Source organism: Geobacter sp. SVR (assembly GCF_016865365.1).
Classification (GTDB): Bacteria; Desulfobacterota; Desulfuromonadia; order Geobacterales; family Pseudopelobacteraceae; genus Pelotalea.
Window position 1 is genome coordinate 1,772,145 of record NZ_AP024469.1, and the last position, 20,455, is coordinate 1,792,599.

Genomic DNA, 20,455 nt, shown 5'->3' on the forward strand with positions numbered 1-20,455 from the left:
TAACACCCTTACAGATTCAGTCACAGTTCTCTGTGAAGCCAGTATTCCCTTGCGTAGGGCCAGATCCTAAGTCTGGTGCGTCTGCCAATTCCGCCACTCTCGCGCGAAGCCAGGTCGGCAATCATCAGCCCGGAGCTGCTGTTGATGTTATTCTAACATGTTTCCTGTGCGACTTTAATCAGCCAGGCGCAGCAGTAAAGACTAACTCAATACCACGAATTTATAAGATACGTCAACAATTATAGCTCGCATGGCGGCAGGGTGAGTCGATGCAGTATAAATCTGCCCCTATTTTCTATAATTTGAGGGTAAATTAGATATATTTTGTTTAAATTAGTTAAAAATTATTGACAAAAAAAATAAAATTGTTAATAACGTTGTTTGCATACTCTCTGAAAGGGCAAACCCAGGGGAACCTGGGGACGCAAAGCCACGGGTCCAGTTCCGGATAGCCGGGTTGCCGAAAAGAGGGCTAGCAGAAATAGCCCTCCGTTACGGGAAGGGTTTTTTTTTGGGCGACTCCGCAGGTTGAATCTGTTTACCAGCACTTGTCTGCAGCGCTTGGGAATGGAGGTACGTGTTGAGTTACAGTGCAGCCCCGATTTCTCTTTTGTATGTGGAGGACGACATAGTCACCGGGATGATCCTTCACCGGATCCTTTCCAGCACCTTTTCCCACCTCGTGATTCACACCGCCCACAGCGGAGAGGATGGGATCAAAATGTATCGGGAGCACGGCCATGATATCGTTGTGAGCGACATCATGATGCCGGGCCTCGACGGGATGCAGATGGTACGTGAGATACAGCGCCTGGCCCCGGAAACGCTCTGTATCTTTACAACGGCCAAGACCGGGGACGCGAATTTCCTGGTTCAGGCGCAAAAGCTCAGCCGCATGCGTCTCTATTTCAAGCCCACCGACTGTTCCGAACTTATCCGTGGCATCAGGGAATGCATCGACACCATCATGACCAGAAGAAGCAGAACCCTGCTTTTCAGCATGAACTTTCAGGGAGCCGTGGCGGACAACAGAGTAACGAGACGCGCCCGTCAATCCCGATTCTCCCTATAGTGAAAACGGAACGTTCCAGCCCTCGACCCGATCTCCTGGAGCAGGATACCCTTTCTATCCCCCCGCCAGCTTTACCTTGAAACCTCGTGCCTGCAGTTCCTGCAGCAGAGTGTCGCGATGATCTCCCTGGATCTCGATCACCCCTTGCTTGACCGTGCCGCCGCATCCGCAGCGTTTTTTCAAGGCCCCGGCCAGATCGGTCAGTTCCTTGCCGGGCAGAGGAATTCCCGTGATGACGATGACGGTTCCTCCTCCGCGTCCTTTGACCTCGCGGCGCAGGCGGACGATCCCGTCGGCAGGCTTGGCCGCCGGCTGCTGACCGGTCCGGTCGCTTTTTCTTTTGTCCTGGCGAACTCTGCCCGCTTCACTGGAATAGACCAGCACTGCATTTTTATCGTCTTTCACGCTCAACGCCCCCAATCCCGCGAGTACCTGAAGTCGCGATCGATGGTACGATGCGACACTTTGGCGATTACCGGCATACGTCGCTTGAAGTGGGAGTTCTGTACCTTCTTGTAGATGGAGTCGACAAATCCGGCCTCAAAGCCCGATTCGAGCAGTTCGTCGCGGGTCAGGCGCTGGTCCACCATGCGGTAGAGCAGTTCATCCACCTGACGATAGGAAAAGCCCAGCTCCTCCTCGTCCGTCTGGCCGGCCCACAGGTCGGCCGAAGGTTGTTTGGCGATTACCGCCCCGGGCACCCCCATTGCTTCCGACAGTTGCCAGATATGGGTTTTATAGAGGTCGCCGATCGGGTTCAGGGCACTGGCCATGTCCCCGTACAGGGTGCCGTACCCCAGCAGCAGTTCGGTTTTGTTGCTGGTGCCCAGCACCAGTGCACCCAGCAGGGCGGAGTGATCAAAAAGGATGGTCATGCGCTCGCGGGCCATTTTGTTGCCCCGCCTCATATTGTCGGCATCGGGAAACATTTCGAAGTACGCGTCCACCATGGGGGTGATCGGCACAACCGAAAAGTTGACGCCGCAGGCCTGCGCCACCAGCCGTGCGTGGGCTTCGCTCTCCGGATTGCTGCTCTTGTAGGGCATGCAGACCGCATGCACGTTCTCCGGGCCGAGCGCTTCGGCCGCGATGAATACGACCAGGGCAGAATCTATTCCTCCGGACAGTCCCAGCACCGCCTTGGTGATTCCGACCTTGTGCACCTCGTCGCGTACGAATCCGACCAGCATCCGGCGCAACAGATCGGTGTTAACCGGCAATCCCGGCATCATAGCCCCCTTTCACGTTCGATGCGTCTGAGTTCGCGCATGGTTACGAAGAGATTCTCGTCCCGCAGCATGGGAGAAAAGATGCGCTCCCGCCGCAGGGCGCCTTCTTCGATCAGGGCGGTTACCGCCTCCTCTTCCCACAGTCTGGCCCGCACCAGCGATTCGCCGGAGGGGGCGACATATTCCGACCCTCCCCAGAAGCTGATGCCATCCTCGTAACCGGTCCGGTTGCAGTATAGTACGCGGCAGTTCAGGAAAAGGGCAGTGGTGGAAGCAAGCTGCTGCCAGGCCCTGGCCGACCCGAGCGAGTCCCCTTCCACCCCCCGGCCGGGGCTGCTGGAAAGGCAGATCAGGGCGGTTGCACCGTCCATGGCGAGAATGTAGGAGGCGGAGAGATGCCACATGTCCTCGCAGATCAACATGCCGAAACGGCCGAAGCGGGTGTCGAAGGCCCTAAAATGCTCGCCGCGTGCCATATAGCGCTGTTCGTCGAACAGGCCGTAGGTGGGGAGGTATACCTTGCGGTGCAGATGCTTGATTGCACCCTGCTCCAGGTACAGGGCTGAATTGAAGAAACGGTAGTCGCTGGTGACTTCCACGAATCCGACCGCAATCGAAATGTGACGGGAAAGCTCGATCAGGCGACGGATCTCAGGAGCGTCGATGCCGCGTGCAACTTCGGGTACCAGATCCTTCAGGAAATAGCCGGTCAGGGCCAGCTCCGGAAAGACGATCAGGTCGGCCTTGTCACGCGTTGCCTGGCAGACGTACTCCTCGATGAGCGCCAGGTTGTCGGCAACGGTACCGAGCTTTGGTTTGATCTGGGCCAGAACGGCCTTGAAATTCATGGTGCCTCCTCAATCCCTGTGTTCATCAATAGGCAAGTTCAAAAGCATTCACAATGTGGTCGATCTCGTGCCGTCCGTCTGCGTCGAGCAGGATGGCGATCACGTCGAAGCGGGCCGGGGTGTTCTGCTGCCGGTTCTGCACAAGCCAGGTCAGGGCAGCTTTTGATATCTGGCGCTGCTTGAAAGGAGTAACCGCCAGTTGCGGAACGCCATAAGCAAGATCCCGACGCGCCTTTACCTCAACGAACACCAGGCTTTTGTCTCCGGGGTCGCGGACGATGATATCAATCTCGCCCCCCTTGCAGCGGTAGTTCCGCTCCAGAATCCTGAATCCCCGCGCAGCCAGAAATGACGACGCGATTTCTTCGCCCAGGGCGCCGGCTGCTTTGTTGTCAGGGTCGTTTCTCACAGGCTCCGCCGTCTTGCAAGGCCCGGGTTCGTCTACCCCTGCCTGCGCTGGGGCCGGAAATGTCGCTGCTCTCGCGTCTGCGGCAGCCGGAAGACCGGCTTCCTGCAAAGACCGGCGGAGGCAGGCACTTTCGAATTCCGATAGCCCGGCGTTGGATAAAACGTTACGGCTGTTTTTCCAGGAAATCCCGGTCGCTGAAGCATCCATCAGCGTTCAGACCGCGGATGTGATAGTACTTGTCCAGTTCCTGCTCGAAGCGCTCCCGATCCAGTGGCGTGATCTCGATACCGTCTCCGCTTGTGCCCGGTTCGTTGAAAAAACGCTCGGGCAGACGATCGTCACGCCGCGAAAAACCGTTGGTGCAATTGTAGAAACGTTCGGTCAGGCAGATACGCCGGCCGATCTCCTTGAGGCGCTGGGGAGAATAGTCGATCCCGGTGGTGGCGGTCAGAAGCTCGGCGTACTCCTCCAGGCTGGCCCCGAAGAAGGAGAATTTGCAGGCCACCAGTGAATCCACCGCAGCATTGGTATCCTCGGCAATGGTTATGATGCGTGCCTTGCCGGAGAAGGAGAAACGATCGGTCGGCACCGGCTTACGCAGAATTTCGTGAGAAACCGGATAAGCCCGTAGGTGACAGCCTCCCCGTGAACTCGTGCAATATGCCAGGGCCATGCCGTAGGCGCCGCGTGGGTCGTAGGCAGGCAGTTCCAGGGATTTGACGCTCATGGACAGCTCCGGTCTGCCCAGGTGCTCGGCCAGCCGGCGGGAGCCCAGAGCCAGCAACTGGCCGTCGCCCCGCTGCAGGGCCATGTCGGTCAGCAGAAGGGGGATTTCGGCGGCGCTGGGGAATTTGCCCCGGATTTCGCCCCAGGCGGAGAGGGTAGCAGCCGCCGAGATGGTATCGAGTCCCAGGTCGTTGCAGATGCGGTTCGACCTGACAATGGTGCGCAGATCGTCGATATCGTTCAATGCGCCGAAATGGGAAACCGTCTCATACTCTGGCAGATGCTCCCCTTTTTCCGCTGATTTCTTGCATTGGATAGGGCAGCCGTAGCAGCCTTCTTTACGGGGGTGGCAGGACTCCTTGATGGCGGGTCCCGAATAGTTTCCGGAACGCTCGAAAAAGGTCTTGCGGAAATTTTCGGTGGGAGCCATGCGGCGCTGGGCCATCAGGTCCACCAATACCGGCGTGCCGAATTCGGCGATCCCCAGGGGGCCGAAAATCACCGGAGAAGCCTTGAAGAGACGCATCACATCCTGGCGCGCCTTATCGAACAGGAGCGGGTCCGCGATCTGCGGTTTCCGGTCTCCGTTCACCACCACGGCCTTGAGATGCTTGGAACCCATCACAGCGCCCAGACCGCCGCGGCCCACGGAATTACCCTCTCCGGTCATGATGTTGGCGAACAGAACGCCCCGTTCGCCGGCCGGGCCGATGGCGGCCACGCTGCCGCGCGATTCCAGGGCGGCTACCGTAGCGGGAATGTCGCTGCCCCAGAGGTGATCGGCAGGAAGAAACTCGACCTGTTCCGGACCGATTGCCAGGCAGACGGGCGAGGGGCTGCGGCCTGAAATGAACAGCGCATCCAGGTCGAGGCCCTTAAGTTGCCAGGCAAAGCGGCCGCCGGCGGAGCAATCCATGATCGTGCCGGTCAGGGGGGAGCGGGAAACCACTGTCATGCGCGCGGCTGTTGGGGCGCTGGTGCCGCACAGGGGGCCGACGGTAAAGATCAACGGCATGGCCGGGTCGAACGGATCGAGCCGGAAATGATCCCGCATCAGGCGTACACCCAGGCCGCGCCCCCCCAGATACTCCTGCAGCAGGTGGATGGGGAGCTTTTCCCGGCGGGAGGTACCCCGTTCGAGGTCTATGAAGAGTATGTTGCCGGTCCAGCCGTACATGCAGGCGTTCACCATGAAAATGGCCTGCGTCGCAGGCCGGGGATGGATTGGAAAACTATCAGGCCGGGAACAGGCACTCCATCAGGATGTCCGAAACTTCCCGGCACGATCCGGCAAGGTGGTCGGCCTGTTCGAGTTCGTCCAGCCCGCCGTAGCCCCAGGTGCAGCCGATGGTTGCCATGCCGGCCAGTTTGCCCGCCTCGATGTCATTGATACTGTCCCCCACCATGACCGTGTTTTCAGGAAGGGTGCTCAATGCTCCGGAGGTCCGCAGCAGGGGCAGCGGCGAGGGTTTTCGTTCTGGATAAGTGTCGCCCCCGCAGATGGCCACGAAAAAGTGGTCGATGGACAAAACCTTCAGAATCAACCTGCTGAGTGCCTCGTTCTTGTTGGAAACAACCGCCAGCAGTACCCCACGCCCTGTCAGTTCCTCCAGTGCCTGTCGGGCACCGGGATAAAGCCTGCTTTTGTCGGCGATATGGGCGGCATTGAACGTCTCGAACAGTGCGTGTCCACGCTCGATATCCTCGAAGTCATCCGTTGCCAGCGCCCGCTGGACCAGGTTGCGCGACCCTTTACCGACCAGTTTCCGCACAGCGCTTTTGGCAAGCGGTGCCTTTCCGAAGCTGTTCAGGACATGATTTACGGCATCGGTCAGATCGTCCAGGGAGTCGATCAGCGTGCCATCCAGATCGAATAATACCGCACGTGCTGTCATTGGCTTTTGGCCGGTGTGTCCTTGGGCAGAACAATGATGGGGTTTTTTGCCGGGCGGTAGAGCAGGAAGGTTTTGCCCAGAACCTGTGCGATCTCCGCATTGCAGGCCTTGGCCAGCATTTCGGATGCTTCGTGCTTGTCCAGCATGGCGCTTTCCAGCAGCTTGACCTTGATCAGCTCGTGGTGTTCGATGGCCGCATTGGCCTCGTCGATCAGCGCCGGTTCGATTTCTTTTTTGCCAATCTGAATCAGAGGCTTGAGGCTGTGCCCCAAGGCGCGCAGGTGGCGCTTCTGCTTTCCGGTCAACATCGTTTGTCTTTCTCCTTGTGCACATGCGTGCTGAATGAATCCTGAATCAGGCGGCGAGGCATGGGAAGCCCCTCCGATCCGGGTAGCAATCGATCTGGTTTTATAACACAGCAGATGCGGGGCTGGCAAATCTCAATTCCCCCATCCGGTGTGTGAATGACAAACACGCGGTATACAGTTTGATCAAAAGGGATATACTTTTTGAGAATTTTGTGATATTTACGCTCAGTTTGCCAGTCGTATAATCACGATACCGCAGCATCCGCAACCCATCAGGAGCGTAGTGAATGAACCCAGGTAAGTATCCGATATCTACCGCACTGACATCTTTCAATACCGAAACAGCCGCGCCGGTTGTCGAAGCACCCAAAAAAACCTCGGCCAAAGTCCATCACCTGCCCCCTTCGATCTGGAAAAAAATGGTCGGCGACTCCAAAAGTCCCGTGGACAAGGCCATCGAGCGCACACGCGACTTCTTTTTTCGCGAGCAGTTGCCGGACGGCTACTGGTGGGCCGAACTGGAATCCAACGTCACCATTACGGCCGAGTACATCATGCTGTTCCACTTTCTCGGCATGGTGGACAAGGTGCGCGAGCGCAAGCTGGCCAACTATATCCTCAGCAAGCAGACCTTCGAGGGGTATTGGACCCTGTGGTACAACGGCCCCGGCGATCTCTCCACCACCATCGAGGCCTATTTTGCCCTGAAGCTGGCAGGATATTCCGCAGAGCATCCCGCCATGGTCAAGGCGCGCGAGTTCATCCACGCCAACGGGGGCATCATCAAGGCCCGCGTCTTCACCAAGATCTTCCTGGCGCTGTTCGGTGAATTCGCCTGGTTCGGCGTCCCATCCATGCCGATCGAGCTGATGCTGCTGCCGGATTGGGCATACTTCAACATGTACGAGCTTTCCAGCTGGTCCCGTGCCACCATCATCCCACTGTCGGTGGTGATGGCGGAGCGTCCGGTACGCAAGCTGCCCCCCTGGGCCAGGGTCCAGGAACTGTACGTCCGTCCCCCCCGGCCGACCGATTACACCTTCTCCAAGGAAGACGGCATCCTGACCTGGAAGAACTTCTTCGTCGGCGTCGATCACTTGCTGAAGGTCTACGAGTCCAGCCCGATCAGGCCTTTCCGGAAAAAGGCCACGGCCACCGCTGAACAGTGGATTCTGGAACACCAGGAACCGACCGGCGACTGGGGCGGCATTCAGCCGGCTATGCTCAATTCCGTTCTGGCGCTGCACTGCCTGGGCTATGCCAACGACCATCCCGCTGTTGTCAAGGGGCTGGAGGCGCTGGCCAATTTCAGCATCGAGGACGAGGAGAGCATCGTTCTGCAATCCTGTGTTTCACCGGTGTGGGATACGGCCCTGGCGCTGGTTGCCATGCAGGAGGCAGGGGTTCCCGCCGATCATCCCGCCCTGGTCAAGGCGGCCCAGTGGTTGCTGGATCTTGAGGTGCGCCGCAAGGGTGACTGGCAGGTGAAATCACCCGAATTGGAGCCGGGTGGCTGGGCCTTCGAGTTCCTGAACGACTGGTACCCCGACGTGGATGATTCCGGCTTCGTCATGCTGGCCATCAAGGACGTCAAGGTACGCGACAGGAAACACAAGGAACAGGCCATCAAGCGCGGCATTGCCTGGTGCCTGGGCATGCAGAGCAAAAATGGCGGCTGGGGCGCCTTTGACAAGGACAATACCAAGTACTTGCTCAACAAGATTCCGTTTGCCGATCTGGAGGCCTTGATCGATCCCCCCACGGCCGATCTGACCGGCCGCATGCTGGAGTTGATGGGCAACTTCAACTATTCCTCCAGCCATCCGGCCGCTGCCCGGGCTCTCGAATTCCTCAAGCGCGAGCAGGAGCCGGAAGGACCCTGGTGGGGACGCTGGGGAGTCAACTACATCTACGGAACCTGGTCGGTCTTGTGCGGTCTTCAGGCCATCGGCGAAGACATGAACCAGCCCTATATCCGCAAGGCGGTCAACTGGTACAAGTCCAAGCAGAACATCGACGGCGGCTGGGGCGAAGTGTGCGAATCGTACTGCGACCGTTCACTGATGGGCAGCGGCCCCAGTACCGCTTCCCAGACGGCCTGGTCGCTGCTGGCCCTGTTCGCGGCCGGCGAGGCGCATTCGCAGGCCGCCGCCAGGGGGGTTGAATACCTGCTGACAACCCAGAAGCAGGACGGAACCTGGGATGAGGATGCTTTTACCGGCACCGGATTTCCCAAGTTTTTCATGATCAAGTACCATATCTATCGCAACTGTTTCCCGCTGACCGCGCTGGGCAAATATCGCCGCCTGACCGCAGGCAGAGAGCGCTGAACAAGAACTCTGCCAGCACTTCAGGTTTAGCCGACTGGGAGCCCCGGTTTTCAATCTCCGGGGCTTCCCCTTTTTCAGCGGTCCCGATTTGATGCCAGGCATCATTACCGGGGCAAGGAAGAATCAGATGGCCATGAAAACCTTCATAACCGGGGCAACCGGTTTCATCGGTGCGAGTATCGCCCGCGAACTGCTGAGCGAGGGGCGCGAGGTGCGGGTTCTGGTGAGGGCGGGCTCCGACACCTCCAATCTGACCGGGCTCGACCTGGAACTCCACACCGGCGATCTGCGCGACCGGGAAAGCCTCGTCAAAGGCCTGAAAGGCTGCGATGTGCTGTACCACGCCGCTGCCGATTATCGTCTCTGGACACGCACGCCGCAGGAAATGTACCGCATCAACGTCGAGGGTACCGCTGCCATCCTGGATGCTGCCCTGGCCAACGGACTTACCAGGGTGGTCTATACCAGCAGTGTCGGTACGCTCGGCAACCCCGGCGACGGCACTCCTGGCAGCGAGACCACGCCGGTCACCATGGCGGATATGGTCGGTCACTACAAGAAGAGCAAGTTTCTGGCGGAGCGCGAAGCGGAGAAGTATATCTCGAAGGGGCTGCCGCTTGTGATCGTCAATCCCTCCACGCCGGTTGGCCCCCTGGATATCAAGCCGACGCCGACCGGAAAGATCATCGTGGACTTTCTCAATCGCCGCATGCCCGCCTATCTCGACACCGGTCTGAACATCATCGCCGTGGAAGATTGCGCCCGTGGCCACATACTGGCGGAGCGGAAGGGGCGCATCGGCGAGAAATACATCCTGGGCAACACCAACCTGACACTGAGGGAAATCTTCGTGTTGCTGGCGGAAATCACCGGTCTGCCGGCCCCCAAGGTCAGTCTGCCCTACACGCCGATCCTGCTGGCGGCCCATCTCAACGAGGCGCTCTCGAAGATTACCGGCAGGGAGCCTCTGATACCCCTGGCCGGGGTGCAGATGGCCGCCAAATTCATGTACTTCGATTCTTCTAAGGCCATCAGGGAGCTGGGCTTGCCACAGACGTCGGTCAGGACCGCCCTGGAGCGTGCGGTGGAATGGTTCAGGGGGCATGGCTACGCCTGACAGGGCGGAGGTGCCCCTTTTTCATAATTGCTGCGCTGCTGGCCCTTTTTGTGATAAACTGCCTCATTTTCGGATGGAGAAAAAAATAATGTCCAATTATCTCGCGAGCATAGATTCGCCGGCCGACCTCAAAAAGCTGAAGCCGGAGCAACTGCCTGACCTGGCAGAAGAACTGCGCCGGTTTCTGCTGGAGACCGTTTCGGAAACGGGCGGACACCTGGGATCGAATCTGGGCGCGGTCGAGTTGAGCATCGCCCTGCACTACTGTTTCAATTCGCCGGAGGATAAAATTATCTGGGATGTGGGGCATCAGGCCTACACCCACAAGATACTCACCGGCCGGCGCGACCGCTTCCACACCCAGCGCCAGTACAAGGGGCTGTCCGGTTTCCCCAAACGCTGCGAATCCCAGCACGATGCCTTCGGGGTCGGACATTCCTCGACCTCAATCTCCGCCGGACTCGGCATGGCAGCGGCGGCTGATCTGTCAGGGCGGAAGAATCATGCCATTGCCGTGATCGGTGATGGGTCACTGACCGGCGGCATGGCGTTCGAGGCGCTCAACCAGGCCGGCCACCTCAAGAAGAACCTGATCGTCATCCTCAATGACAACGAGATGTCGATCTCCAAGAACGTAGGGGCCTTTTCCTCGTTCATCTCGCGCAAGATGACCGGCCGCTATTTCCGCGACCTGAAGAAGGAAATGCAGGGGCTGTTGCGGCATATCCCGGCCATTGGCAGCGATATCCTGCACTTTGCCAAACGTGCCGAGAATTCCCTGAAAGGTTTCCTGACGCCGGGATCGCTGTTCGAGGCGCTCGGATTCGACTATCTGGGGCCGCTGGACGGCCACGACCTGCGTCAGCTGGTGGAGGTCTTCAACAACATCAACGAACTGGACGGCCCGTTGCTGGTGCATGTCATGACCACCAAGGGCAAGGGCTACAAGCCGGCCGAGGACACTCCCGACAAGTATCACGGCGTGGGGGCTTTCGACATCTCCACCGGCAAGGGGGCGGCCAAGGCGGCTGCCAAGTCCTATACCGAGGTGTTTGGCGATACCATGATGCAACTGGCCGAGCGCGATCCCAAGATCATCGCCATTACCGCGGCCATGCCCGACGGCACCGGGCTGAACCGGTTTGCGGAGCGCTTTCCGCAGCGCTTTTTCGATGTGGGCATTGCCGAACAGCATGCCATGACGTTTGCAGCCGGCCTGGCTGCCGATGGTTACCGACCGGTGACCGCCATATACTCCACCTTTCTGCAGCGCGCCTACGATCAGGTCTTTCACGATGTCTGCCTGCAGAAGCTGCCGGTGACGATCGCCATGGACCGCGCCGGGGTAGTGGGGGACGACGGCCCCACGCACCACGGCGTGTTCGACTTCTCCTTTCTGCGGCACCTGCCCGGGATCAGTATCATGGCTCCCAAGGACGAGAACGAGCTGCGCCACATGCTGAATACGGCCGTCTATTCCGGGGTCCCGATGGCACTGCGCTACCCGCGCGGAGCCGGCTATGGCGTGGAGATGGATGCCGAGCTGAAGACCCTGGTGCCGGGCAAAGGGGAACTTCTCGCGGAAGGTGGCGATATCTGTATAGCCGCCATCGGTTCCACTGTCCATCCTGCCTTGCTGGCTGCGGAGGCATTGCTGCATGAGGGAATCAAGGCAACGGTGATCAACGCCCGGTTCGTCAAGCCGCTGGATGCCGACCTGATCCTGGCGGCTGCCCGGCAGACCGGCCGGGTTCTCACCGTCGAGGAGAACGCCCTGCAAGGAGGCTTCGGCAGTGCCGTAATGGAGGCGCTGTACGACAACGGCTTGCAGAATATCCGGGTCAAGCGCCTCGGTATTCCAGACCGCTACATCGAGCACGGCTCCCAGGCCCAATTGCGCAGGGATCTCGGTATCGATGCCGACGGCATCGCTGCTGCGGTGAAGGTATTTTTGACAGGTAACTGACAGGAACAGGTTTTTTTACAGGGATGGACAGGATAAACGGGATCGAAGTAAATCCTTTTTTATCCTGTGAATCCCTGTTGCATGTTGTAGGTAGCTCCCCCCGTTAAACCGAGGAAAGTTTGATGTCCAAAATATGAAAGGATGTACCCAATGCGTTTCCCGATGCGCCTCAACTACGACCTGACCCGCTACATCGTCGGCAACAAGCTCAACAAGGTCGAAAAGTTTCCGCTGGTCCTGATGCTCGAACCGACTCACCTCTGCAACCTGGCCTGCTCCGGCTGTGGCCGCATCCGCGAGTATGCCGACACGATCCAGGAGATGATGAGCCTGGAGGAGTGCCTCGCTTCCGTCGACGAATGCCCGGCTCCGGTCGTCACCATCACCGGCGGCGAACCGTTTCTCTACCCCCATATTTTCGACTTGATCCAGGGCACCCTGGAGCGCGGCAAGCACATCTACCTCTGCACCAACGGCATTCTGCTGGAGAAGGCGCTGGACAGTATGAAGCCCCATCCGAACTTCACCCTCAACGTGCACATGGACGGCCTGGAAGAGACCCATGACCGCATCCTGGAGCGCAAAGGGGCTTTCAAGATCGCCATGCAGGGCATCATCAAGGCCAAGAAGCTCGGCTTCCGGGTCTGCACGAACACGACCATCTTCAAGGAGACCAATCTGGTGGAGATCGAGATGCTCTTCACCCGCCTGGAGGAGCTCGGGGTGGACGGCCTGCTGGTGGCTCCCGGATTCGGTTACGAGGCGGTGGGAGAAAAGCTGTTCCTGGAGCGCCGCGAGATCGAGAAGAAATTCGCCGAAGTGTACGAAATGAGCAAGAAGCATCGCTTTTATTCCACTCCCATGTACCTGCGTTTCCTGAAAGGGGAGAAGAAGCTCGAGTGTACCCCCTGGGGCAACCCCACCCGCAACCCGCGCGGCTGGAAGGCTCCCTGCTATCTCATCACCGATGCGCATTACCCGAGTTTCAAAGAGATGATGGAGAAGACCGACTGGGAAAAATACGGCGTCGGCAAGGACGCACGCTGCGCCCAATGCATGATGCACTGCGGCTTCGAGCCTACGGTGGTCAGCGAGATCGGCAAGAGTTTCAAGGATGTCTGGGAGATGTTTATCTGGAACCTGACCTGATATTTCGGCGGATTATGACTTTTATTGGAATATCTTAGATTTCTTTTTTAATACAGCATGCCTATGGCCCGCTAATCTCTACAAATAGATTTAGCGGGCCTTTTAATTCTGTCCTACCCACTATCTAACATGAAGGAAAAGTTGTAACTCTCGAAATTCAAGCTTGGCGGGAGCCTACCTAATCAAAAGGAAATTGCAGGAAAACACCGGCAGTACGGTTGCTCTTCGATTGAATGGTGGATCTATCGGAAAGCCTCTGCAATGGGGAACCTGAATAATTGATCCTGACGCTGGACTTTATGCCGAACAGTTTTTCAAATGCTGCACTGAGAACGCCTATGGGGTCGGTGATGACGAGTAACGCGCTATCGTACCAGCGCAATTCCTGCTTGCGCTTGATTGATTCCCGCAAAGGTTCGAAGAGGTACGCTCCCAGAAGTGAGCCACCGACGGGGGTAACAATCAGGTCCTGGATGGAGGGCTTCTCAAAAAAACACTCAAAGCCGAACTCGAACATTGCGGACATCAGCGCAGAATAAAGGAACGAAGGAACTTTATCCAGACCGCGCTCCCTTGCCCGGATGTAGTAAGTGGCTCCCCAGTAAGGATGAAGGATATAATTCATATAGAAGTCATCGCTATCCCAAGCTGGATGGCCGAAATTTTTGGAATAATTCTTAAAACAGTTCTCCTTTTGCTCTTCGCTCCATCCGGAAACATTCTCTGGCAAGAGATAGAGAATACCAGTGACCGCAACCTGAGAGCCGAGTAAGATGCCCGTATCGCGCCAGACCCCATTCCAGTCCGGGGCATGGTTCTCTTCAATGGCTGTGAGTGATGGTGGTTCGCCAGCAGGGCCTTCGGTGGAGGGCACCGAAAAAGTGCCGGCTTGACTGGACGTAGTGTTAGTAAAGGCAGTTTTTGTAATCAAGGATTCGCCGCTGCTGACGCCCGGATGGACATCATCAGGACGGTTTTCATCAGCGGCAGGAAAACTGGCGGGCGCTGATTTAGCGATAACGGTTCGAGGACTGGATTGTGGCAGCGCACTCGCGGATGTTTCGGTGTGGGTTGTCAGCACCAGGAACTGCGCAACCCAAGCCAAACCTACAGCTCGTCCGAACCACTGACGGGTGATGGAACATAGTGCAGGGAGGAGCACGTAGATCTCCTGGTGTCGGCCATTTGGAAAGATGTCAAAAGCTGAAAACGTCAGATGTCTCAGAGATATCGTGCTTCCGACAGATGCCCTTCACCAGAATCTCGGCGTCGATTACACAGCCTCCTGGCGGCACAATGCCAGAGGCTCTACTTTTGGATGTTCTTTTTAAGGGAAGTTTACACCTTGGTGTGACTTAATCAATATAGAAGCCCATGAAGGATGGCCGACCTCTTCATGCCTAATCCCGGCACCGTCTGTTGTGGCGGGTCGGCGGTATGAAGGTCTGTTCCTGCAGCCTGCGGCGCAGTTTGTGCGAGTCGAGATATGCGCGCGACAGTTCTTCCACCTGTTGCCTCACCTCCATGGCGGTTGCATCAGAGGACAGCGGTTGAGCGAAGAGAACCGTGACCGGGGGAGGGGGTAGGACCGGCAGGCGCGACAGCAGGCGGCCGTGGGCATAGGAAAGGATGCTGCCCCAGGCACCGCCGATGTAGACCGGGATGATCGGATAGCCGGTCCCCTTGACGATGCGCTCAAAGCCGCCACGGAACTCGCTCAGCATACCGTTGCGGGTCAATCGCCCTTCGGCGAAGATGCAGACAAGGTACCCGGCATCCAGCGCGGCCCGGGCCTGTTTCATAAACTCCAGCAACCCCTTTCTGCCATCTTCCGATGAAACGGGGATCACTCCCATCAGCCGGAACAGGCCGCGCAGAAGCGGCGTATTGTAAATGCGGCGTTCCATGACAAAGCGAATGCGGCGTTGGCTGGTGGCACTCAGGAGCAGGGCATCGATCCAGGTAACATGATTGGGAATCAGTAGTGCGGCCCCCTCTGCGGGCAGATATTCGCCGCCGATGACACGCAGGCGGTAGCAGAGGCGCATGGTCGCAAGAACAATAAAGCGCAACAGGTGGTCGGGCAATATCAGCAGCTTGAGGCTATTACCGCGCATCGCCGCCAGAAACCGGGTAACAGTGAGGCGGCTGAATAATCGGTGCAGTTTATGTGCTGTCGGATCCGTGGTGGTCATGACACTATCTCTTCTCTTGTAATGCGATTCTTCACCATGAGGGCTGCTTTAAGCTTCCCTTTTTCTGCAAGCAGTTTCCCACTATTCCCCAGCATCTCCTCCGTCACCCCCAGCGCTCGCTTCAATTCCACATCCCGGTCCCAGGGGTTGCGGATGGCGACAATGCGCCGCGTTTCCGCCAGCGGAAGCCGGTAGGCGTGCCACCAGGGGGAGGTGACAAAGCTGTTGATGATCGGCATGTCGCTGCCGTACAGCAGGCGCTCGTAGATCTCCACGTGCTGCAGCACCCGGGGCAGATGCCCCAGCCGATTGGCCTGGGTCAGACTGGAAAGGTCGGCATACAGGTTCGGATAGGTTGTGAAGAGCGGCAGCAGGCGTTCCAGATTTGACTGACCGTCATTTCTGCCATTGCTGGCGCAATGAGCGGCAATCACGGTTACCCCCTCGTCCAGTGCACGACGCAGCCGCAGGGGATCGGCCAGGCTGTTGTCGCTGCGGGTGAAGGATTCCTCGTTGCCGGTATGGCTCAACAGCGGCAGCTCCAGTTCTCGCAGGCGACGGTAGAAGGGGGCCAGCCTCCGATCTGCGGGATCTATGCCCTGGATCGCGGGGAGCCACTTCAGCAGCACCGCTCCGTAGGCAGTAATGCGGTCGAGCCGTTCCAGGGCATCCGGCCGATAGGGATTGACGCTGGCGCCGAACAGCAGATTGCCGAGCCGACGGCACTCCCGTGCCAGGAATTCATTGGGGATGTAGATCTCCGTGGCCGCCTTGTCCAGCCGGCCCTGTCTATCCACCACGCCATCCATGGCCAGCACCACGGCGGCCGATACCCGGTGCGATTCTGCCAGACCCTGCGACAGCCGTTCCAGGACCAGTGTGTCACCCAGTTCGATCAGCTCCCGTTCGGTCACGCCGAAGGCCTTCAGAAAGAAATGGAAGCGGACATTGCGGCGCATGGCGCGGGAGACGAAACAGCCGCTGGCGCCGGCGCCGATGCCGGCGGTGTGACAGTGGATATCGATGATGGGAACAGGTGCTGGCATGATTTCTCGTCGAGCTATCCCCGCATCTTCAGCAGCACCATGCCCGAGGCCGGATCGTGCTCGCGCACCGCATCCACATCCAGTATCTCGGTAATGACCGCCTCCAGCACCAGAAAGGCCTCGCTCCCCTCCCGCAGACAACCCGCCTTGACGCTGTCGCGCTTGCCGTAGGCGCCGTGGAAATGGACCCGGGGGCTCCCTTCGTGCCGGAAGATCGTCCCGAAGCCCACCGCCTCGTGGCTCTCTTGCAGGTCGCGCCAGACCGGTATCGGCGGCATCTCCTCCGTCTCCGGTCCCACCACGTAGCGGCCCCGTTTCATGCCCCCCACTACGCTGAAGCAGGCGGCCTGCACATCCTCATCGCGGCAGATGGTCTCCAGCCCCGCCAGCACGTCGTCGCCGTCGTTGAAACGCACCACGAATATCCTGCCCGGTCTTCCCGCCTGATACTGCATGACTCCTCCTCTTGTTTCATCGTATTCGGATCTGTTGTCAGGTCACCCGGTAAAGGCCGTCAGTTCTTTCCTGATGCGCAGGTGGTCCGGCACAAAGCGCTCCACCAGCCGCCAGAAATCGGGACCATGGTGCCTGGCCCGGGCGTGGCACAGCTCGTGGATGATGACGTAATCGAGGCAGTGCAGCGGGGCGCGGATCAGGTGCAGATTCAGGCATATGCGCCGGGTACGGTAGGAATAGCTGCCCCAGCGGCTGCGCATGGGGCGGATCACCAGTCCGGCCGGCAGGGGGATGCCCGCCGGTTCGACGAGCTTCTGGCAGGCTGCCAGACGCTGCTGAAATACCGCTTCCGCCTGCCGGAGATACCAGCGGGAGAGCGTGGCGCGGACGTGGTCGTCGGCTGATACCGTTGCCCGGATCGTGACCACCAGTACGGCATCGTCGCCCAGGTCTACCCGGTTTTGCTCCCCCTGCCTGACCACCAGCCGGTAACGTTCCCCCAGATAGAGATGTTCCGTCCCCTCTTCGAAGCGCTGCTCGGGCCGCTGTACCCGGCCGGCAATCTGCTGCCGCGCCCTGGCGATCCACTGCGCCTGGCGTGCGACAAAGTCGCGGATGGCCCGCAACGATACCCCGGCCGGAGAGCGGACGATTATGCTGCCGTCGGCCTTGACCGAAAGCCCCAGCGTCCGGCGTCGCCGGGAGAGATAGTAATGAAAGCGGATGGTATCGTCGTGAACGATGATACTGTCTTCCCGCAGTTTGTAGCGTGTCGTGCCCACCGTGGCTCCTGTCCGGCGATGATGTGGTCCGGATTGTACCACGGAACAGGTAAGGGGGAGACAGGCAAATCAATGGTGCAGGAATCGGCGGAGGGTGAGCCGATATCACTCGGCCAGCTCGTTCAGGGGCAGGGGCTGCGGCTCCCGCTGCGGTTCGCCGTCCCCTGCCAGCCGCCAGCCGGGACGCTCGTCCTTGAACGGTAATGCCATGACCCTGCCGAGCGTCAACTCTGCCGGGTCCTGGAAGGCGGGTACGCCGATGGTGATGGCCTGCTGCGGCACATTCAGGCGGAGCGTGCCGTGCAGACGGTCGGGCCAGCTGAAGATGGTGGACCAGTTGGAGTCGGTCTCTTGCCGGACGATGGAATGATGGATGCCGTGCATGCGGGGAGTGACGATCAGCCGGGACAGCCGGCGCTCCAGGGCGATGGGAAGCTGCAGGTTGGAGTGGTGGAACATGATTTCCATCAGGGTCAGGGTCTGCCACACGGCCAGCCCCAGAGGGGAGATCCCCAGCAGCAGGACCTGGGTCCCCCGCCACGGCGCCGACAACAGCATCTCCCCGGCATGGAATCGGAGCGCCGTTGAGGCGTCCAGGTCGAGATCGACGTGATGTGCCTGATGGAACCGCCACAGCGGCGGGACTTTGTGGGTCAGGTAGTGCCAGATGTACAGCGTGTAATCCAGCAGTATCACCGAGAACAGCAATTCCAGCCAGGCCGGCAGGCGGGCCAGTTTGAGCAGGCCCCAGCGATGGCGCTGGACCGCCAGTGTCAGATGAGCGGTGATCGGCTTTTCGGCGAGGGCGACCGTTGTGGCGGTCATGGCAGACATGCTCAGATTGCGGACGGTGCGCCAGAGCCGGTCCTGTCGCATCCTGCGCAGGGGACGCCTGCTTTCCAGCCAGACGATTGTCGCCAGCGTTCCGACCACCAGCAGGGCGTTCAGCCAGCTGGGGGGCTCCCGCATGATCACGTCACGCTTGTCCGGCATGCCCTTCAACACCTTTCCGGTGCCCCGCGCCGGGTGGCGGGAGAGGGAGCGGATGAGTAACCGGAGACAGGATGCATCGGCATCAGGCCTTGCGTGCAGCCAGACGGTGTGCGGCCCGGTGAACCGTTTCTGCCGCGGCGGTCCAGGCGATGTGATTGATCATCTCCTTGACATTGGGTTGCCAGGGGATGCGGTGCAGGTTGGGTGAAACCCCCAGCAGCGGGGCCATGAAGCCGTCGCAGAAAAAGAAAAAGGGCACGGCAAAGGGCAGGCCCCCCATCCGGGCCAGGCGCGGATAGCGCTTTCTCATGCCGGCATAAATCAGTCCCCAGCCAGTGCCGTAGGCAGCAAAGAAGGCTGCCCGAGCCCGTTTCTTCTCCTGGCGCGAAAGGCGCCTGCCGATAATTCTGGAGGCCAGAAACGGGCCGGCCAGCTGATGAGCCGGGGCCTCGCGCACCAGCCGGTCGCGCAGTTTGTGGCGGATGCTGACGAACCTGTTCATGAAACGGTCGGACTGGCCGGTTACAGCCCCGGCAACCAGTCCGGCAGCGGCTGCCAGCAAGAGCGGGTGTCCACCGGTTTTCGAAGGATCGGAATTCGACATGATCAGCCTCCTTTCCCGTCTGTTCGGCCAAAGCATACCGTCTTCATCTGTCGTTATCTAAAATGCTATCAGAAGCGCGAGGAGGGTCAACCGAGGTGCAGGAGGGGGAGACCACATCACAATCTGCCGGCTATGGCCTGTCAGCCGTCTGGTGATCGACCGTCAGCCAGCCCTTCACATCCTCGACCGTCAGGGGGGGCGGGACTATGTGCGCCGGCAGCCGCAGCACGGTGGTGTCGGGAGGGGGAGCCAGTTCGCGGTAGATGTCTTCAGTCCGGCGCAGGTAGCTCTTGGAGAGGTGCATCGGCAGCAGGTAGCAGGGGCGAAGTATCCCGCTCAAATGATTGAGATCGCCGGTGCAGAGGTGATAGGAAACGCGGGCCCGGTCCTCGTCCTCTGCCAGAAACGTGCAGTCGGCGCAGAGCAGGGTGACGTCCCGCAAAAGCCCTTCGATCTTTGCGACGTTATCGGGGGTCCGGCCCACGTCGCACAGATAGCCGAGCGACGCAGCAGGACGTTTTTTGCGGATGCTCTCGTAAAGTGCTGTGTGGTTCCCTCCTCCCTCGTACGAGGCCGGCATGGTGCCGGCCGGTGCACTGCCCTCCGCCTGTGGGCGATGTTTCCAGACCCGTTTCTTCAGCTCTGCGATCCACTCTCCCGGCATCAGCCCCAAACGCTCCAGCCGGTCCGGATCTATGGCGAAGGCCTCTTTTTCCGTGAGCCTGAAGGCCAGCACCGGCAGCCGGTGATCGAGCAGTTCCGCCTCCACCACGGCATAGGGGCAGGACCAGATCTCTCTCCCTGTCCGCGGTTCTTCCCGCTCGAAGCGACAGGCAAAACCGTGGGGACCACTGAAACTGTAGTGCAGGATGTGCTCGGGTCGGATCTCGTGGACGCGGATAGTGACCCAGCCCGGTTCGCTCAGGTTCCAGTCGTATCCCCGCAACTGGTGGTCGATCCGTTCAGCGATTCCGGGCGGACCGAAGATATCCAGGGGGCGGGGAGACACATGGTGATGGCGGACCAGGGTGGGGATGCCCATGACATGGTCCATATGGGCATGGGTGATAAACACCGTGTCGATTGGCTTGACGACCCGTTTGGACAGATGGGCGATCTGTCCGCAGTCGAACAGCAAGGCCCGCCGGAGCGGGCGGATACGGACAAAGAGCAAAGGGTCGTCCAGCAGGCCCGCGAAAAAGGCCGGCTCCAGGTAGCGGAAGGGGAGGCGTAGCTTCATGCGGAGTTTTCTCGAACGGCGGCTGTAACGCCCGGTGCGGATTGTCGTCGCCTGGCGGCCAGGGGCACTCGTGGTATAATAGGGGTCAGC

General features: G+C 59.4%; 19 protein-coding genes, 1 pseudogene and 1 riboswitch. Of the genes and pseudogenes, 5 read left to right on the forward strand and 15 right to left on the reverse strand.

Annotated elements, in window-relative coordinates:
• Window positions 1–389 precede the first annotated feature (389 nt).
• Window positions 390–465: riboswitch (cyclic di-GMP riboswitch) on the forward strand.
• 115 nt (window positions 466–580) lie between these two features.
• The gene (locus GSVR_RS08175) at window positions 581–1,072 is read left to right on the forward strand and encodes a response regulator transcription factor (protein ID WP_173199190.1); all 492 of its coding nucleotides are present in this window, start codon (window positions 581–583) and stop codon (window positions 1,070–1,072) included.
• A 54-nt stretch (window positions 1,073–1,126) separates the two neighbouring features.
• Here GSVR_RS08175 and GSVR_RS08180 read toward each other — a convergent pair whose 3' ends face one another.
• The 7 genes from GSVR_RS08180 to yhbY form a co-directional block, all read right to left on the reverse strand.
• Window positions 1,127–1,477: a stress response translation initiation inhibitor YciH gene (locus GSVR_RS08180; RefSeq protein WP_173199189.1), complete on the reverse strand. Its 351-nt coding sequence runs from the start codon at window positions 1,475–1,477 to the stop codon at window positions 1,127–1,129.
• A gap of 2 nt (window positions 1,478–1,479) precedes the next feature.
• Window positions 1,480–2,301 (reverse strand): NAD+ synthase, encoded by an 822-nt coding sequence (locus GSVR_RS08185; RefSeq protein ID WP_173199313.1) that lies wholly within the window; start codon window positions 2,299–2,301, stop codon window positions 1,480–1,482.
• Window positions 2,301–3,149 (reverse strand): nitrilase-related carbon-nitrogen hydrolase, encoded by an 849-nt coding sequence (locus GSVR_RS08190; protein ID WP_173199187.1) that lies wholly within the window; start codon window positions 3,147–3,149, stop codon window positions 2,301–2,303. The genes GSVR_RS08185 and GSVR_RS08190 overlap by 1 nt, the downstream gene beginning before the upstream one ends.
• Window positions 3,150–3,174: 25 nt before the next feature.
• Window positions 3,175–3,558 (reverse strand): YraN family protein, encoded by a 384-nt coding sequence (locus GSVR_RS22025; RefSeq protein ID WP_239077487.1) that lies wholly within the window; start codon window positions 3,556–3,558, stop codon window positions 3,175–3,177.
• 163 nt (window positions 3,559–3,721) lie between these two features.
• Window positions 3,722–5,461 (reverse strand): aldehyde ferredoxin oxidoreductase family protein, encoded by a 1,740-nt coding sequence (locus tag GSVR_RS08200; protein WP_173199311.1) that lies wholly within the window; start codon window positions 5,459–5,461, stop codon window positions 3,722–3,724.
• A gap of 58 nt (window positions 5,462–5,519) precedes the next feature.
• Window positions 5,520–6,179: an HAD family hydrolase gene (locus GSVR_RS08205; RefSeq protein ID WP_173199183.1), complete on the reverse strand. Its 660-nt coding sequence runs from the start codon at window positions 6,177–6,179 to the stop codon at window positions 5,520–5,522.
• Window positions 6,176–6,487 carry a ribosome assembly RNA-binding protein YhbY gene (gene yhbY, locus GSVR_RS08210; protein ID WP_173199181.1) on the reverse strand — a complete coding sequence of 104 codons (312 nt, stop codon included), beginning with the start codon at window positions 6,485–6,487 and terminating at the stop codon, window positions 6,176–6,178. Before yhbY ends, GSVR_RS08205 begins: the two co-directional genes overlap by 4 nt.
• Before the next feature lie 287 nt (window positions 6,488–6,774).
• Here yhbY and shc point away from each other — a divergent pair, with 287 nt between their 5' ends.
• The 4 genes from shc to hpnH all read left to right on the forward strand — a co-directional run bounded on the left by shc (window position 6,775) and on the right by hpnH (window position 13,049).
• Complete coding sequence (shc, locus tag GSVR_RS08215) at window positions 6,775–8,817, forward strand: squalene--hopene cyclase (protein WP_173199179.1); 2,043 nt, start codon at window positions 6,775–6,777, stop codon at window positions 8,815–8,817.
• A 133-nt stretch (window positions 8,818–8,950) separates the two neighbouring features.
• The gene (gene hpnA, locus GSVR_RS08220; RefSeq protein ID WP_173199309.1) at window positions 8,951–9,934 is read left to right on the forward strand and encodes a hopanoid-associated sugar epimerase; all 984 of its coding nucleotides are present in this window, start codon (window positions 8,951–8,953) and stop codon (window positions 9,932–9,934) included.
• Window positions 9,935–10,022: 88 nt separating this feature from the next.
• A complete protein-coding gene (dxs, locus tag GSVR_RS08225; protein ID WP_173199178.1) occupies window positions 10,023–11,900 on the forward strand; it encodes a 1-deoxy-D-xylulose-5-phosphate synthase in 1,878 nt (625 codons plus the stop codon).
• Window positions 11,901–12,050: 150 nt separating this feature from the next.
• A complete protein-coding gene (gene hpnH / locus GSVR_RS08230) occupies window positions 12,051–13,049 on the forward strand; it encodes an adenosyl-hopene transferase HpnH (RefSeq protein WP_173199176.1) in 999 nt (332 codons plus the stop codon).
• 178 nt (window positions 13,050–13,227) lie between these two features.
• Here the strand turns inward: hpnH and GSVR_RS08235 are convergent, their stop codons facing one another.
• The 8 genes and pseudogenes from GSVR_RS08235 to GSVR_RS08270 form a co-directional block, all read right to left on the reverse strand.
• A complete protein-coding gene (locus GSVR_RS08235) occupies window positions 13,228–14,211 on the reverse strand; it encodes a DUF3943 domain-containing protein (protein WP_173199174.1) in 984 nt (327 codons plus the stop codon).
• 256 nt (window positions 14,212–14,467) lie between these two features.
• Window positions 14,468–15,151 (reverse strand): annotated as a pseudogene (locus tag GSVR_RS08240) (1-acyl-sn-glycerol-3-phosphate acyltransferase); the annotation flags it as partial.
• 89 nt (window positions 15,152–15,240) lie between these two features.
• Complete coding sequence (locus tag GSVR_RS08245) at window positions 15,241–16,290, reverse strand: amidohydrolase family protein (protein ID WP_173199170.1); 1,050 nt, start codon at window positions 16,288–16,290, stop codon at window positions 15,241–15,243.
• Window positions 16,291–16,304: 14 nt separating this feature from the next.
• A complete protein-coding gene (locus tag GSVR_RS08250; RefSeq protein ID WP_173199168.1) occupies window positions 16,305–16,745 on the reverse strand; it encodes a PPC domain-containing DNA-binding protein in 441 nt (146 codons plus the stop codon).
• Window positions 16,746–16,787: 42 nt separating this feature from the next.
• Window positions 16,788–17,528, reverse strand: coding sequence for a M48 family metallopeptidase (locus tag GSVR_RS08255; protein WP_173199167.1), 741 nt, complete (start codon window positions 17,526–17,528; stop codon window positions 16,788–16,790).
• A 105-nt stretch (window positions 17,529–17,633) separates the two neighbouring features.
• Complete coding sequence (locus GSVR_RS08260; protein WP_173199165.1) at window positions 17,634–18,521, reverse strand: sterol desaturase family protein; 888 nt, start codon at window positions 18,519–18,521, stop codon at window positions 17,634–17,636.
• 82 nt (window positions 18,522–18,603) lie between these two features.
• Complete coding sequence (locus tag GSVR_RS08265) at window positions 18,604–19,125, reverse strand: DUF1440 domain-containing protein (protein WP_173199163.1); 522 nt, start codon at window positions 19,123–19,125, stop codon at window positions 18,604–18,606.
• Window positions 19,126–19,255: 130 nt separating this feature from the next.
• Window positions 19,256–20,365, reverse strand: coding sequence for an MBL fold metallo-hydrolase (locus GSVR_RS08270; protein ID WP_173199161.1), 1,110 nt, complete (start codon window positions 20,363–20,365; stop codon window positions 19,256–19,258).
• Between the last annotated feature and the right edge of the window lie 90 nt (window positions 20,366–20,455).